This is a genomic window from Mixta sp., from assembly GCF_024610815.1.
GTDB classification, from domain to species: Bacteria; Pseudomonadota; Gammaproteobacteria; order Enterobacterales; family Enterobacteriaceae; genus Mixta; species Mixta calida.
In genome coordinates this window covers 1-14,093 of record NZ_JANION010000031.1, presented here as the reverse complement: position 1 = coordinate 14,093, position 14,093 = coordinate 1, and the positions used below count along the sequence as shown (strand labels likewise).

Below are 14,093 nucleotides of genomic sequence, written 5' to 3'. Positions count from 1 at the left end.
ATATAAAATGGAAGAGATTGAGGATGGGAGTATCGGGATTTATTTTGAATGTGGAAATGAAGGTTTTAGTATTTTAGAAAATGAAAGCTGTTTATTTTCAGTAGACGGAAGATATGAGACTAAACAAAGGGGGTTATCTTTGTCCAGGCTGGATTTTTAGCATTAACAGTAATTTTATGGCGAGGTTGAGCAGTTAAAAGCCAGCAATACCTGGGGTATTTGCAGTCGCTGCGCAACGACGACGCGAAAGCGATGGCGCGGCAGAACGAGGTAGAAAGCCTCGAAATGCATAACGAAGGGTAATGCTTCGGTGGGATTCGGAGCCCCCTCTGCCGACGCAAACCTGTCATAGGGGCGTGCCGGCGTCCTTTCGTCAACGAGCAGCGCAAATGTTGCGCTGCTTATCACATCATGCATCAAGCCCTTTCATGCCTTCGGCTGTATAGCGCGCTCCGGCGGCGGGCAGCCTCTCTGCCGCCTGACGCAGGCGGATTTCTTCCTGCGGCGTCAGCATTATCGCCAGCGCGTCACAGTTTTCCCGCAGATGAACAGGATTGCAGGTGCCGGGGATTGGGACGATATCGTTGCCCTGCGCCAGAAGCCAGGCGAGGGTGACCTGCGCCGACGTGCAGCCTTTTTCCGCCGCCAGCGCGGCGATCTCATCCATCAGCAGACGATTGTGGGTCAGGTTATCTTCCTGAAAGCGCGGCAGGCTGGCGCGAAAATCGCCGGGCGCGAAGGTGGCCGACTGCTGGAAGCGACCTGTCAGAAAGCCACGTCCCAGCGGAGAGTAAGCCACCAGGCCAATACCCAACTCGCGGCAGGTAGGCAGCACCGCCTGTTCCACCTCGCGCGTCCAGAGCGAATATTCGGTCTGCACTGCTGCTACCGGATGCACCGCATGGGCGCGCTTCAGGGTCGCCGCGCTGACTTCGCACAGGCCGACATGGGCGATTTTCCCGTTACGCACCAGCTGCGCCAGCGTCTCCATCGTCTCCTCGATTGGCCTTGCGGCGTCGATGCGGTGAACATAATAGAGATCGATCTGCTCTACGCCCAGCCGCCGCAGAGAGTCTTCGCAGCTGCGGCGCGCATAGTCGGCGCTGTTATCGATACCGCGGCGATACTCGCCCGGTTGGCGCACGATGCCGAACTTGGTGGCAATCTTAACGGACGGCTTACGCGTCCTGAGAAAATGACCCAGCAGCTCCTCATTATGGTAAGGGCCGTACATATCGGCGGTATCGAAAAAGTTAATGCCGCTTGCCAGCGCATGATCCAGCGCCAGCAGAGAAGCGTCGTCGTCGCGCGGCCCATAAAACTCGCTCATTCCCATACAGCCCAAACCCAGCGCGGAAACCTGGAGATCGTGTGTCAGCGTTCGTTGTTGCATTGTTAGCCCTCCGTAATGTTGAACGCAGTATGTTCTTTTCCGTATACGGAAAGTAGCGCTAGAATCGGAACCCCATTTTCCATTTTTGAAAAATCCAATGTCATCATTCGTTCACTGGGATGACGCACGCATTTTTCTTGCGGTGGCGCGTTGCGGCACCCTGAGCGGCGCGGCGGAATCGTTGAAAATCGGCATCGCCACGCTGTCGCGGCGTCTGGATCGGCTTGAAGGCGCGCTCGGCGTGCCGCTGTTTACACGCCATCAAACCGGCTATCGCCTGACGGACGATGGCGAAGCGCTGCTGGAGCGCGCCGAGCGGCTGGAGCAGGCGGGACTGGCCTTTGGCGATACGTCGGGCGCGGAAAGCGGCGTGACGGGACGGGTACGCCTGGCGACGGCGGAAAACCTCGCCAACCCGCTGATCGTGCCCTCGCTTGGCGCGCTGTTTGCTCAACATCCGGCGCTGCGGGTTGAGGTGGTGAGCGGGCTGGATACGGTGAACCTCCATCGGCGCGACGCCGATCTGGCGGTCAGAATGGTGCGCCCCGAAGCGGGCAACCTGACGATAAAGCGGCTGGGCACGCTGGGTTTTGGGCTTTACGGCTCGGCGGACTATCTCTCCGCCCGCCGTGTCAGCGCGCCGTTTGTCGATGACGATTTTATTGGCTGGGCGGAAACGCATCATCATTTACCGGCGGCGAAATGGGTGCAGCGCATTCTGCGTGGCCGTCCCTGTCGGCTGGAAACCAATACGCTGTCAGCGCAGCTTGCGGCGGCGTCAGCGGGAGCGGGGCTGGCAGTGCTGCCCCATTTTCTGGCGCGGCAGGCGGGACTGCGCTGTCTGATGAGCGGGCTGGGCGTCGATCAACCGATCTGGCTGGTCATGCAGGCCGATCTCGCGCATTCGCGGCGGGTAAGGGTAGTGGCGGATCACCTTATCGAACTGTTCACCGTCCAGGCGACGGCGCTCAGGGGCGAGACGTAGCCCGCTGCGCATGCCGCTGACGGGGCGGCGGCGGAGCGACACGGCGCGTGGTTGTAATCTCTGGCCCGGACGTTCAAAATTACCCTTCCACGGATAATAAAGGCTTTACCATGAAAAGAGTGATCGTCGGCATCTCCGGCGCCAGTGGCGTGATTTATGGCATACGGATGCTGCAGCTGCTACAACCGCTGCCGGAGATTGAAACGCACCTGGTGATGAGTAACGCCGCGCGCCAGACGCTGGCGCTGGAAACGGATTATACGCTGCGCGAAGTGCAGGGTTTTGCGGACGTGGTGCATGATGTACGCGATATCGCCGCCAGCATCTCGTCCGGTTCGTTTCATACCGCCGGGATGGCGATTCTGCCCTGTTCGATGAAAACCCTTTCCGGCATCGTCAACAGCTACAGCGACGGGCTGCTGACGCGCGCTGCTGACGTGGTGTTAAAAGAGCGCCGTCGGCTGGTGCTGTGCGTGCGCGAAACGCCGCTGCATCTTGGCCATCTGCGCCTGATGACAACCGCCGCCGAGCTGGGCGCCATCGTGATGCCGCCGGTGCCCGCCTTTTACCACCGCCCGCAGTCGATTATGGAAATTGTCGATCAGACGCTGAACCGGGTGTTGGATCAGTTTGATATTACTCTGCCGAACGATCTCTTTACGCGCTGGCAGGGTGCGTAAGTCACATTAACTGTCCCGTTTTGGTGCATTAATCCGGCATGGATCACTATTCGTGCATCGCATGCACCAAAACGTAACAATATCGCTTTTTCCTCTTATCAAGCCTGCTATATTTCCTTCACAAACGAGCTGCTTACGCCAGTTTAACGGCCCACGTTCAGGCTCTGAGCCCGTTACGTCGCCGCTGCCCAATCTGGCATGAAAAGTGCAATTTCCTGAACGCAAACCTGTCACGCATCACATAACAATAAGCTCTTCACTTGAGGATAAACCATGAAAAAGCGAGTTCTGGCTCTCTCTTTGCTGCTGGCTTTCTCCAGCGTCGCCAGCGCTGCGGTACCGAAAACGCTACGCATCGGCAATGATCCAACCTATCCGCCGTTTGAATCGAAAAATGCTCAGGGCCAGCTGGTGGGCTTCGATATCGATTTGGCGAACGAAATCTGTAAGCGCATCGCCGCGCAGTGCACCTATGTAGAGAGCGATTTCGATGCGCTGATCCCTTCGCTGAAGGCGAAAAAAATCGATTTTATTATCTCTTCGCTCTCGATCACGGAAAAACGCCAGCAGGAGATCGCCTTCTCAGAAAAACTCTACGCGGCCAACGCGCGTTTAGTGGCGCCGAAAGGCTCTAAACTGGAGCCGACGCCGGAATCGCTGCGCGGGAAAAATATCGGCCTGTTGCAGGGCACGACCCAGGAAACTTACGCTAACCAATACTGGCGCCCGAAAGGCGTCACCGTAACTCCTTACGCCAACCAGGATCTGGTTTATCAGGATCTGAGCGCGGGACGTATCGACGCCGCTTTCCAGGATGAAGTGCAGGCGAGCGAAGGCTTCCTGAAGCAGCCGGTCGGTAAAGATTACGCCTTCGCCGGTCCGGCGGTAAAAGATGACAAGATCTTCGGGGTCGGCACCGGTATCGGGCTGCGTAAGGAAGATAGCGAACTGAAAGCAGCCATCGATAAAGCCTTCGCCGAGATGCGCAAAGATGGCACCTACGACCGCATTGCGAAAAAATATTTCAATTTTAACGTCTATGGCGATTAAGCCTTAATATTCGCTGTGCGTTATATCGCCGCCCCTTAGCACGGGGCGGCGTTTTGTCTGTCTTGTCACGCCAGGATTTCATGCATGCTGTATGGCTATTCTGAAGTTATCTTTCGCGGGGCGCTGGTGACGCTGGAGCTGGCGCTCAGTTCCGTGCTGCTCGCGGTCATCCTCGGCCTGCTGGGCGCAGGCGCCCGGCTCTCCCGTTACCGTCCGCTGGCGCTGCTGTCGGAAGCCTATACCACCCTGATTCGCGGCGTGCCGGATCTGGTGCTGATGCTGCTGATTTTTTACGGTCTGCAGATCGTCCTGAACCAGATCACCGAGGCGCTGGGCATCGCGCAGTTCGATATCGATCCGATGGTGGCGGGCATTATCACCCTCGGCTTTATCTACGGCGCCTACTTCACCGAAACCTTCCGCGGCGCCTTTATGGCGGTGCCGAAAGGGCAGATCGAGGCGGCTACCGCCTTCGGCTTTACCGGCTCGCAGGTGTTCCGCCGTATTCTGTTCCCCGCCATGATGCGTTTCGCCCTGCCGGGCATCGGCAATAACTGGCAGGTGGTGCTGAAGGCGACGGCGCTGGTTTCGCTGCTTGGGCTGGAGGATGTGGTGAAAGCCACTCAGCTGGCCGGTAAAAGCACCTGGCAGCCGTTCTGGTTCGCCGTGGTGGCTGGCATCATCTATCTGCTGTTCACCACGCTGTCGAGCGGCGTGCTGTGGTGGCTGGAGCGTCGCTACTCTGTTGGGGTGAAAAAGGCCGAGCTATGATCGACATCATTCATGAATACTGGAAAGCGCTGCTCTGGACCGACGGCTACCGCTTTACCGGCGTGGCGATCACGCTGTGGCTGCTGATTCTCTCCGTGGCGGTGGGCGGCTGTCTGGCGATAGTGCTGGCGATCGCCCGCGTGTCGTCGATTCGCGCCATCAGCGCACCGGTCTGGCTGTTTACCTGGGTGTTTCGCGGCACGCCGCTCTACGTGCAGCTGCTGATCATCTATTCCGGTATGTATACGCTGGAGGTGGTGAAGGGATCGGAGCTGCTGAGCGCCTTTTTTCGCAGTGGTCTGAACTGTACGCTGCTGGCGTTTACGCTCAACACCTGCGCTTATACCACGGAGATCTTCGCCGGGGCGATCCGCGCGGTGCCGCACGGCGAAATCGAGGCGGCGCGCGCCTACGGTTTTTCCACCTTTAAGCTTTATCGCTGCATTATTCTGCCTGCGGCGCTGCGCATCGCGCTGCCCGCCTACAGCAACGAAGTCATTTTGATGCTGCATTCGACGGCGCTGGCGTTTACCGCCACGGTACCGGATCTGCTGAAGATCGCGCGTGATATCAACGCGGCGACCTATCAGCCGTTTACCGCTTTCGGCATCGCGGCGCTGCTCTATTTAATTATCTCTTATGTGTTGATTAGCCTGTTCCGTAAGGCGGAAGCACGCTGGCTGGCGCATATCAAACCTTCCTCGTCGCACTGAGTACCACTATGGCTGAAAATAAACTGAACGTAACCGAGCTGCATAAGCGTTATGGCGAACATGAGGTGCTGAAAGGCGTTTCGCTACGGGCGAACGCTGGCGATGTGATTACCATTATCGGATCGTCCGGCTCCGGCAAAAGCACCTTCCTGCGCTGCATTAACTTTCTTGAAAAACCCAGCGAAGGAACGATAGCAGTAAATAATCAGGCGATTAGCCTGGTGCGTGATAAAGATGGCCAGCTGAAGGTGGCGGATAAAGAGCAGCTGCGTCTGCTGCGCACGCGGCTGACCATGGTGTTTCAGCACTTTAACCTCTGGAGCCATATGACGGTGCTGGAGAACGTAATGGAGGCGCCGATTCAGGTGCTGGGGCTGAGCAAGGCTGAGGCGCGCGAACGGGCGCTGCGCTATCTCAATAAGGTGGGCATCGACGAGCGCGCCAGCGTGAAGTATCCGGTTCACCTGTCGGGCGGACAACAGCAGCGCGTCTCCATCGCTCGCGCGCTGGCGATGGAGCCGGACGTGCTGCTGTTTGATGAACCAACCTCGGCGCTCGATCCTGAACTGGTGGGCGAAGTGCTGCGCATCATGCAGAAGCTGGCGGAAGAGGGCAAAACCATGGTGGTGGTAACGCATGAGATGGAGTTCGCCCGCCACGTCTCCAGCCATGTGATTTTCCTGCATCAGGGGAAAATCGAAGAGGAGGGGCCGCCGGAGGCGCTGTTCCTGCAACCGAAAAGCGCGCGCCTGCAACAATTTTTATCCGGCGCGCTGAAGTAAGCGCGCCGTAGCCGCACAGGATTTTCTGTCTGCCGCGCGCTACACCACGTTGGCCAGCGCGGTTGGCAGATCGTACCAGCGGAAGTGAAAGCCCGACGCCTCCAGGCGTTTGGGCAGCACATGCTGGCCGCCCAGCACCAGCACCGCCGATTCGCCCATCAGCAGCTTGATTGCCGTGGCGGGCGTGCGCACCAGCGACGGACGCCGCATCACTTTTCCTAATGTGGCGGCGAATTGTTCATTGCGCACCGCATAGGGCGAAACCATATTAAATGGGCCGCTCAGGTTGTGATCCAGCAGCCAGAGAATGCCGCCCAGCATATCTTCAATATGTATCCAGGGCATATATTGTCGGCCGTTGCCGAGCGGGCCGCCGACGCCCAGCATAAAAGGCTTTTTCATCTGCGCCAGCGCGCCGCCTTCTTTTGCCAGCACCACGCCGGTGCGCAGCAGGCATACGCGGGTGCGATCGCTGGCGGCGGCCAGCGCCAGCGTTTCCCAGCGCTGGCACAGCTGGTGGGTGAATTCATCGTGACCGTCGTCTTCTTCCGTCAGCACCGCTTCGCCGCTGTCGCCGTAGTAGCCGGTCGCCGAGCCGGAAATCAACACCGCGGGCGGTTCGCTGCTGGCGTTAATCAGCGAGGCGATTCGCTCGGTCATTTGCCAGCGGCTTTCGCACAGCAGCTGTTTGTGCTGCGGCGTCCAGCGCTTCGCCGCAATCGGCTCGCCGGCAAGGTTGATCACCGCGTCGATGCCGTTTAAATCGTGCTGCTGATCGAGACCGGACCAGATGCTGACCTCTGAACCAAGCAGGTCGCGCGCCGCTTCGACGTTGCGCGACACCACGCTGACGCGATCGCCGCGCGCCAGCAGGCGCGTCACCAGATGACGACCAATCAGGCCGGTGCCGCCGGTAATCAGAATTTGCATGCGCAACCCTATGTCTGTGTTATTACTCTTTATTCAGCATAGAAGAGAACCTCATTAATGGTGATATTATCAACGGGCGCAATGGCTAATCCTGATAATTTCCGCTAAACAGAGAGCGGCGGCGATGGCACTTATCGCCTTCCCAAACGACGACTACCTTTGCAGGAGAATCGACACTATGCCCTGGCCCAAGATAACGCTGTGGACAGACGCTGATTTTTACAGCCCTTATGCGATGTCCGTTTATGTCGCGCTGCGTGAAAAAGGGCTGCCGTTTACGCTGCGGCCGGTCGATCTCGCGCAACGGCAGCAGCAGACGGAAGCGTACGCGGCGCTCTCGCTGACTCGCCGCGTGCCGTTGTTAGCGGTGGATGAGATGCGGCTGAGCGAGTCGTCGGCGATTACGGAATATCTGGAAGAACGCTTTCCGGCGCCCGATTATGAGCGCCTTTATCCCCACGACAGAGAGAAACGGGCGCGGGCGCGCGAGCTACAGGCCTGGCTGCGCAGCGACTTTCTGCCGCTCAGACAGCAGCGTCCCACCGAGGTATTGTTCGCCGGAAAAAAATATTCGCCGCTGACGGAAGACGCCCGTCACAGCGCCGCTAAACTGATTGAAGGCGCCCAGCGTCTGCTGAGCGGAGGCCAACAGAATCTGTTTGGAGAATGGTCGATAGCCGACACCGATTTGGCGGTCATGCTCAATCGTCTTGCCCTACACGGCGATGCGCTGCCTGACAGCCTGGCGGAATACGCCTGGTTTCAGTGGCAGCGCGCCTCTGTCCAGCTCTGGCTGGGCGAATCAGGCAAAAAAAGGTAACTGACGACTTCTGTATTGCGTCTGGCTCATGAAGTCTTTAACTTATGGCGGTTTGCGTCAACGTAACGCGAAACCTGTGGCATTTCATCGCGCAATTCGCGCCAGAACGAAAAGGATTACTGATGGTGGAGCATAGTCAGGATGCCGGTACTGAATGGGTAGACATCGTTAGCGAAGATAACGAGGTTATCGCTCAGTCCAGCCGTGCCCAGATGCGGGCACAACGTTTGCGTCATCGCGCTACCTACATCGTAGTGCATGACGGCATGGGTAAAATTCTGGTGCAGCGCCGTACCGAAAGTAAAGATTTCCTGCCGGGCATGCTGGATGCCACCGCAGGCGGCGTGGTGCAGAGCGGGGAGGCAATTCTGGACTCCGCGCGACGGGAAGCGGAAGAGGAGCTGGGCATTGCCGCCGTGCCGTTCGCCGAGCATGGCCAGTTCTACTTTGAAGATGAGCATTGCCGCGTCTGGGGCGCGCTGTTCAGCTGTGTGTCGCACGGCCCGTTCGCCATGCAGCCGGAAGAGGTGGATGAGGTATTCTGGCTGACGCCGGAGGAGATCACCGCCCGCTGCGACGAGTTCACGCCCGATTCGCTTAAGGCGCTGTCGCTGTGGATGAGCCGCAACGCCAATAACGAACCGGCAAAGCAGAAAAAGCCGGAGGAGACGGAATAACGTCTCAGCAGCTGTCCCGCAAACAGAGGCTGGAGGCGATCGGCTTGCGATCGCGCCAGTCTCCGTCATTCAGACGCGCCAGCAGCGCGCGACCAGCCTCAATGCCGATTTTACGGTGCGGCACCGCCATTGTGGTTAACGGCGGCTGACACACCCGGCTGACGTCGCTGTCGCCGAATCCCACCACCGCCAGATCGTCCGGCACCTTAATTCGTCTGCGCTGACATTCATACAGCGCGCCGCAGGCCAGTTCGTCAGACACGCAGACCAGCGCATCCAGTTCCGGCCATGCCAGCAAAAATTCCGGCAGCTGCGACGCGCCGGTAGAGAAACCAGGCGGTAACGCGGCGTTGATCACCCGGTTAGGCGACAGATGATGGCGTAGCATCGCCTTATACCAGCCTTGCAAATGCTGCTGAAAAATCCACTGCTCTTGATTGGCGCAGAGAAGCCCGATATTCTCATAGCCGCGCTGGATAAGCATTTCGGTGAGTTCATACATGGCGGCGACGTTGTCGATGCCAATATTCATATCAATAGGATCGGCGCGCACCGCGCCTATCTCCATCACTGGAATCGAAGCGTTTTGCAGCCAGTGACGCACAGTGTCGCTGTGGTCAACGCTGAGCAGAATGGCGGCGGCGATATTGGAGGCCAGCAGCGTTTCCAGCAATTTCTCTTCCTGTTCCATGCGATGTTGCGATTCCGCCAGCATGATCTGGTAACCGGCGGGCTGCAAAACCTGCTGAAGACCAGCGAACATTTCAGAACAGCCCGCTTCGGCGAGGTTCGGCACCACCATCGCGATGGTCCACGATGAGGCCGACGCCAGCGCGCTGGCGGCAAGGTTGGGCATATAGCCCAGCTCCTGTACCGCCGCCTCGATTTTTTCCCGCAGCTTATCGGAAACCTGTTCAGGCGTGCGCAACGCACGGGAGACGGTCATCGTGCCTACACCGGCAAGCTGCGCGACATCGGCAAGCGTGACTTTACCGGTACTACGTCGTTTTCGGGTTAGGGACATACACTTTCCTGCTGACCAGACGCTGATTGTCTTCCTTTGCTTTACAAGACAGGGAGTATACGCCCTAACTCCCTTTTTTTTCTGTGAATTCACGCCATGATTGAAATTTGATAGCGCTATCACAATTCCACATCTCGGCGTTTTGGTAGCGCTATCTTTGCAATTGAGATCACGGTTAACCGCGGCTTTCTTGCATAAAGTTTGTGCACCTTGACGACAGGGCAGGAGAGAAAAGTGCTTAAAGAATGGCTGAATGATACCACCATCATGCTGCGCGACAGCGTGGAGGAATGGCCGCAGGCGCTGGAGCTCTGCGCCGGACCGCTGCTGGCATCGGGCGTTATCACGCCTGACTATGTGACGGCAATTGTCGAACAGCATCGCAGACTGGGACCCTATTACGTGCTGGCGCCGGGGCTGGCTATGCCCCATGCGCGGCCAGAAGAAGGGGCGAAAGGGTTAGGGCTGACGCTGCTCAAGCTGGAGCGCGGCGTAGCGTTCGGCGCCGATGAGTTCGACCCGGTGGATATTATCGTGATGCTCGCCGCGCCCGATAAGCACAGCCATATCGACATGATCTCTGCGCTGGCGGCGTTATTTTCCAGCGATGAGGATATGCAGCAGTTACGCCAGGCAAGAACGTTAGAGGAGATTAAAAAGATTATCGAACGCTTCTGATTTAATTTCGCAAACCTGTTTTTCGGCACATTACGCGCCAGCGTGATGCGGACGCACTGTATCTAAAAAAGGTGATGGCAATGAAAATTATGGCTATTTGCGGTTCCGGCCTGGGCAGCAGTTTTATGGTTGAGATGAATATTAAAAAGGTGCTTAAAAAGCTTGAGATCGAGGCGGAGGTCGAACATTCCGATCTCTCTTCGGCAGTGCCCGGCGCGGCGGACTTGTTTGTGATGGCGAAGGATATCGCCGCCAGCGCCAGCGTGCCGACAAGTCAGCTGGTGGTGATCAACAACATCATCGACATCCATGAACTGGAAACGCAACTGCGCGCCTGGTTCGACAAACAATAACTCACGTCATGTCTGCTGCACCCAGGCGGCCGTAGAGCGCGCCGTCAGACAGCAGACTTGTGACGCGTCTGTGGCGAGGTGGATATGTTTATCCTTGAAACGCTAAATTTCATTGTTGATATTCTTAAAGTGCCCTCGGTGCTGGTCGGCTTAATTGCGTTAATTGGCCTGGTCGCCCAGAAAAAAGCTTTTTCAGATGTGGTGAAAGGCACCATTAAAACTATTCTCGGCTTTATTGTATTAGGCGGCGGCGCGACGGTGCTGGTGGGATCGTTAAATCCGCTTGGCGGCATGTTTGAACACGCCTTTAATATTCAGGGGATCATTCCTAACAACGAAGCCATTGTCTCGATAGCGCTGGAAAAATATGGCGCCTCCACCGCGCTGATTATGGCGTTCGGCATGGTGGCGAATATTATCGTTGCCCGCTTTACGCGCCTGAAATATATCTTTCTGACCGGGCATCACACCTTTTATATGGCCTGCATGATCGGCGTGATTCTCTCCGTCGCCGGATTTGACGGCGTAAGCCTGGTGTTTACCGGCTCGTTGATCTTAGGCCTGGTGATGGCCTTCTTCCCGGCGCTGGCGCAGCGCTATATGAAGCGCATCACCGGGACGGATGATATTGCCTTCGGCCACTTCGGCACGCTGGGTTACGTGCTTGCAGGCTGGATTGGCAGTCTGTGCGGCAAAGGCTCGCGATCGACAGAAGAGATGAATCTGCCGAAAAATCTCAGCTTCCTGCGCGACAGCTCTATTTCCATCTCCCTGACCATGATGATTATCTATCTGATTATGGCGGTCAGCGCTGGACGCGAATATGTCGAAAGCGCCTTCAGCAGCGGCCAGCACTATCTGGTGTACGCCATCATCATGGCCATCACCTTCGCGGCGGGCGTGTTTATCATCTTGCAGGGTGTGCGTCTGATTCTGGCGGAAATCGTGCCCGCCTTTACCGGCTTTTCGGAAAAGCTGGTGCCAAATGCACGTCCGGCGCTGGACTGTCCGGTGGTCTATCCCTATGCCCCGAACGCGGTGCTGATCGGCTTTCTGTTCAGCTTCCTAGGCGGACTGGTGGGGTTGTTCCTGCTGGGGCAGATGAAGCTGGTGTTGATCCTGCCCGGCGTGGTGCCGCACTTCTTTACCGGCGCCACCGCAGGCGTATTCGGCAACGCCACCGGCGGACGGCGCGGGGCGATGATCGGCGCTTTCGCCAACGGCCTGCTGATTACCTTCCTGCCGGTGCTGCTGCTGCCGGTGCTGGGCGCGATTGGCTTCGCCAACACGACCTTCTCCGACGCTGATTTCGGCGTTATCGGCATTGTGCTGGGCAATCTGGCGCGCTACCTGTCGCCGCTGGCCATTACCGGGCTGGTTATTGCGTTGTTCGCGCTGCTGGTGGCGTACAACATTTTCGCGAAAAACAGATCTGCGGCCAGTCGCGCGCAGGAAAACACCGGAGCCAAATCATGAATTTACCAGAGCTTACCCGACTGGCGCGCGATATTCGCCTCGCCACCCTTAAAACGCTGACGCAGCTTGGCTTCGGACATTATGGCGGCAGCATGTCGGTGGTGGAAACGCTGGCGGTGCTGTATGGCGCCGTAATGAAAATCGATCCGGCGGACCCGGACTGGCCGGAGCGCGATTACTTCGTACTGTCGAAAGGCCACGCGGGGCCAGCGCTCTACAGTACGCTGGCAATCAAAGGCTATTTCCCGTTTGAAGAACTGAACACACTAAACCAGAACGGCACTCGTCTGCCAAGCCACCCGGATCGGCTGAAAACCCGCGGCGTGGATGCCACGACCGGCTCGCTGGGACAGGGGATTTCCATCGCAGGCGGCATGGCGCTGTCGCACCGGCTGGCAGGGCGGCCAAACCGGGTATTCTGCATCGTCGGCGACGGTGAGCTTAACGAGGGACAGTGCTGGGAGGCGTTTCAGTTTATCGCCCATCACCGCCTGAATAACCTGACGATCTTCGTTGACTGGAACAAACAGCAGCTTGACGGCGAGCTGGACGAAATTATCTGCGCCTTCAACCTGGAGCAAAAATTTCGCGCCTTTGGTTTTGAGGCCGTCACCGTCAAGGGCGACGACATTGCCGGGCTGCTGGCGGCGGCGCAGCCGGTGTTGCCCGCAGACGCCAGGCCGCGCGTGGTGATCCTTGACAGCGTGAAAGGGCAGGGCGTGCCGTATCTGGAGCAGTTAAACAACTCTCACCACCTGCGTCTGACCGATGAGATAAGACAGGCGCTTAACGAAGCTATTCGCCAACTGGAGGCCGCACATGATTAAGCTCGCACCGGCGGGGAAAAAAGACGCGACGGAGATGCGCAAGGTGTACGCCAGTTTCGTGGCGCGGCAGATTGAGGCGGGAAGCCCGATTATCGCGCTGGAGGCCGATCTGATGAGTTCCATGGCGATGGACGGCGTAGCGCGCGACTATCCGCAGCATGTGATTAACTGCGGCATTATGGAGGCCAACGTCATCGGCACCGCCGCCGGGCTGGCGCTGACCGGACGCAGGCCGTTTGTGCATACCTTTACCGCCTTCGCCAGCCGCCGCTGCTTCGATCAACTGTTTATGGCGCTCGATTATCAGCGCAACAACGTTAAGGTGATCGCTTCCGACGCGGGCGTTACCGCCTGCCATAACGGCGGTACCCATATGTCGTTCGAAGATATGGGCATCGTGCGCGGGCTGGCGCATTCGGTCGTGCTGGAGGTAACCGACGCGGTCATGTTCGATGATCTTTTACGCCAGCTTATCGATCTCGACGGTTTTTATTGGGTACGCACCATTCGGAAGCAGGCAGCGAGCATCTATGCGCCTGGCTCTACCTTTACCATTGGCAAAGGAAACGTGCTGCGCGATGGTGAGGATATGACGCTAATCGCCAACGGCATTATGGTGGCGGAAGCGCTGGAAGCGGCACGCCAGCTGGAACGGGAAGGCATCAGCGCGGCGGTGATCGATATGTTTACCCTGAAGCCTGTCGACCGTGCGCTAATTGAAAAATACGCTGCAAAAACCGGACGCATCGTGACCTGCGAAAACCACAGCATTCATAACGGGCTGGGATCGGCGGTGGCGGAGGTGCTGGTGGAAACCTGTCCGGTGCCGATGCGCCGCGTGGGGGTGAAGGAGCGCTACGGTCAGGTCGGCACGCAGGATTTTCTGCAAAAGGAGTATGGCCTGACGGCGCACAATATTGTAGCGGCGGCGCGC

Annotated in this window: 16 protein-coding genes and 1 pseudogene; 14 read left to right on the top strand and 3 right to left on the bottom strand. The window is 57.9% G+C overall.

The genetic code is table 11. The features are described from left to right. Positions 1-201: 201 nt before the first annotated feature. Positions 202-303: pseudogene (locus MYY08_RS01705) on the top strand (amidophosphoribosyltransferase); the annotation flags it as partial. A 106-nt stretch (positions 304-409) separates the two neighbouring features. Here MYY08_RS01705 and MYY08_RS01700 read toward each other — a convergent pair. Further along, positions 410-1,393, bottom strand: a complete 984-nt coding sequence (locus tag MYY08_RS01700; protein WP_038625033.1) for an aldo/keto reductase — start codon at positions 1,391-1,393, stop codon at positions 410-412. A 97-nt stretch (positions 1,394-1,490) separates the two neighbouring features. Between MYY08_RS01700 and MYY08_RS01695 the strand changes: the two genes are divergently transcribed. From MYY08_RS01695 to hisP, 6 genes are all read left to right on the top strand, one after another. Further along, complete coding sequence (locus tag MYY08_RS01695) at positions 1,491-2,378, top strand: LysR family transcriptional regulator (RefSeq protein ID WP_288012715.1); 888 nt, start codon at positions 1,491-1,493, stop codon at positions 2,376-2,378. A gap of 110 nt (positions 2,379-2,488) precedes the next feature. Then, positions 2,489-3,058, top strand: coding sequence for a UbiX family flavin prenyltransferase (locus tag MYY08_RS01690; RefSeq protein ID WP_038625034.1), 570 nt, complete (start codon positions 2,489-2,491; stop codon positions 3,056-3,058). Between the two features lie 273 nt (positions 3,059-3,331). Beyond that, positions 3,332-4,108 (top strand): lysine/arginine/ornithine ABC transporter substrate-binding protein, encoded by a 777-nt coding sequence (locus MYY08_RS01685; protein ID WP_038625035.1) that lies wholly within the window; start codon positions 3,332-3,334, stop codon positions 4,106-4,108. An 84-nt stretch (positions 4,109-4,192) separates the two neighbouring features. Continuing rightward, entirely contained in the window at positions 4,193-4,879 is a 687-nt protein-coding gene (locus tag MYY08_RS01680) for a histidine ABC transporter permease HisQ (RefSeq protein ID WP_038625036.1), read from the top strand. Further along, positions 4,876-5,592, top strand: a complete 717-nt coding sequence (locus MYY08_RS01675; protein WP_038625037.1) for an ABC transporter permease — start codon at positions 4,876-4,878, stop codon at positions 5,590-5,592. Before MYY08_RS01680 ends, MYY08_RS01675 begins: the two co-directional genes overlap by 4 nt. An 8-nt stretch (positions 5,593-5,600) precedes the next feature. Further along, positions 5,601-6,374, top strand: a complete 774-nt coding sequence (gene hisP / locus MYY08_RS01670; protein WP_038625038.1) for a histidine ABC transporter ATP-binding protein HisP — start codon at positions 5,601-5,603, stop codon at positions 6,372-6,374. 39 nt (positions 6,375-6,413) lie between these two features. Here hisP and MYY08_RS01665 read toward each other — a convergent pair whose 3' ends face one another. Continuing rightward, positions 6,414-7,304, bottom strand: a complete 891-nt coding sequence (locus tag MYY08_RS01665) for a TIGR01777 family oxidoreductase (protein ID WP_038625040.1) — start codon at positions 7,302-7,304, stop codon at positions 6,414-6,416. 178 nt (positions 7,305-7,482) lie between these two features. Here MYY08_RS01665 and yfcF point away from each other — a divergent pair, with 178 nt between their 5' ends. Together yfcF and yfcD are read left to right on the top strand one after the other, a co-directional pair. Further along, positions 7,483-8,124: a glutathione transferase gene (yfcF, locus tag MYY08_RS01660; RefSeq protein ID WP_038625042.1), complete on the top strand. Its 642-nt coding sequence runs from the start codon at positions 7,483-7,485 to the stop codon at positions 8,122-8,124. Between the two features lie 122 nt (positions 8,125-8,246). Further along, complete coding sequence (yfcD, locus tag MYY08_RS01655; protein WP_038625044.1) at positions 8,247-8,801, top strand: NUDIX hydrolase YfcD; 555 nt, start codon at positions 8,247-8,249, stop codon at positions 8,799-8,801. Positions 8,802-8,805: 4 nt separating this feature from the next. Here yfcD and MYY08_RS01650 read toward each other — a convergent pair whose 3' ends face one another. Then, positions 8,806-9,825 (bottom strand): LacI family DNA-binding transcriptional regulator, encoded by a 1,020-nt coding sequence (locus MYY08_RS01650; RefSeq protein ID WP_038625046.1) that lies wholly within the window; start codon positions 9,823-9,825, stop codon positions 8,806-8,808. Positions 9,826-10,059: 234 nt separating this feature from the next. Between MYY08_RS01650 and MYY08_RS01645 the strand changes: the two genes are divergently transcribed. The 5 genes from MYY08_RS01645 to MYY08_RS01625 form a co-directional block, all read left to right on the top strand. After that, the gene (locus tag MYY08_RS01645; protein WP_038625048.1) at positions 10,060-10,503 is read left to right on the top strand and encodes a PTS sugar transporter subunit IIA; all 444 of its coding nucleotides are present in this window, start codon (positions 10,060-10,062) and stop codon (positions 10,501-10,503) included. 80 nt (positions 10,504-10,583) lie between these two features. After that, positions 10,584-10,856, top strand: a complete 273-nt coding sequence (locus MYY08_RS01640; protein ID WP_038625050.1) for a PTS sugar transporter subunit IIB — start codon at positions 10,584-10,586, stop codon at positions 10,854-10,856. 84 nt (positions 10,857-10,940) lie between these two features. After that, positions 10,941-12,332, top strand: a complete 1,392-nt coding sequence (locus MYY08_RS01635; RefSeq protein WP_103790970.1) for a PTS ascorbate transporter subunit IIC — start codon at positions 10,941-10,943, stop codon at positions 12,330-12,332. Next, positions 12,329-13,159, top strand: a complete 831-nt coding sequence (locus tag MYY08_RS01630; protein WP_038625054.1) for a transketolase — start codon at positions 12,329-12,331, stop codon at positions 13,157-13,159. Before MYY08_RS01635 ends, MYY08_RS01630 begins: the two co-directional genes overlap by 4 nt. Further along, positions 13,152-14,093, top strand: a 942-nt coding sequence (locus tag MYY08_RS01625; RefSeq protein ID WP_288012702.1) for a transketolase family protein, incomplete at its 3' end; no start/stop codon positions are given. The genes MYY08_RS01630 and MYY08_RS01625, both read left to right, overlap by 8 nt.

Coding starts and splice junctions, on each gene's coding strand:
- MYY08_RS01675 (WP_038625037.1), top strand. CDS start 4,876: ATGATCGACATCATTCATGAATACTGGAAAGCGCTGCTCTGGACCGAC.
- yfcF (WP_038625042.1), top strand. CDS start 7,483: ATGCCCTGGCCCAAGATAACGCTGTGGACAGACGCTGATTTTTACAGC.
- MYY08_RS01695 (WP_288012715.1), top strand. CDS start 1,491: ATGTCATCATTCGTTCACTGGGATGACGCACGCATTTTTCTTGCGGTG.
- MYY08_RS01640 (WP_038625050.1), top strand. CDS start 10,584: ATGAAAATTATGGCTATTTGCGGTTCCGGCCTGGGCAGCAGTTTTATG.
- hisP (WP_038625038.1), top strand. CDS start 5,601: ATGGCTGAAAATAAACTGAACGTAACCGAGCTGCATAAGCGTTATGGC.
- MYY08_RS01665 (WP_038625040.1), bottom strand. CDS start 7,304: ATGCAAATTCTGATTACCGGCGGCACCGGCCTGATTGGTCGTCATCTG.
- MYY08_RS01650 (WP_038625046.1), bottom strand. CDS start 9,825: ATGTCCCTAACCCGAAAACGACGTAGTACCGGTAAAGTCACGCTTGCC.
- MYY08_RS01635 (WP_103790970.1), top strand. CDS start 10,941: ATGTTTATCCTTGAAACGCTAAATTTCATTGTTGATATTCTTAAAGTG.
- MYY08_RS01700 (WP_038625033.1), bottom strand. CDS start 1,393: ATGCAACAACGAACGCTGACACACGATCTCCAGGTTTCCGCGCTGGGT.
- MYY08_RS01680 (WP_038625036.1), top strand. CDS start 4,193: ATGCTGTATGGCTATTCTGAAGTTATCTTTCGCGGGGCGCTGGTGACG.
- MYY08_RS01685 (WP_038625035.1), top strand. CDS start 3,332: ATGAAAAAGCGAGTTCTGGCTCTCTCTTTGCTGCTGGCTTTCTCCAGC.
- MYY08_RS01630 (WP_038625054.1), top strand. CDS start 12,329: ATGAATTTACCAGAGCTTACCCGACTGGCGCGCGATATTCGCCTCGCC.
- MYY08_RS01690 (WP_038625034.1), top strand. CDS start 2,489: ATGAAAAGAGTGATCGTCGGCATCTCCGGCGCCAGTGGCGTGATTTAT.
- yfcD (WP_038625044.1), top strand. CDS start 8,247: ATGGTGGAGCATAGTCAGGATGCCGGTACTGAATGGGTAGACATCGTT.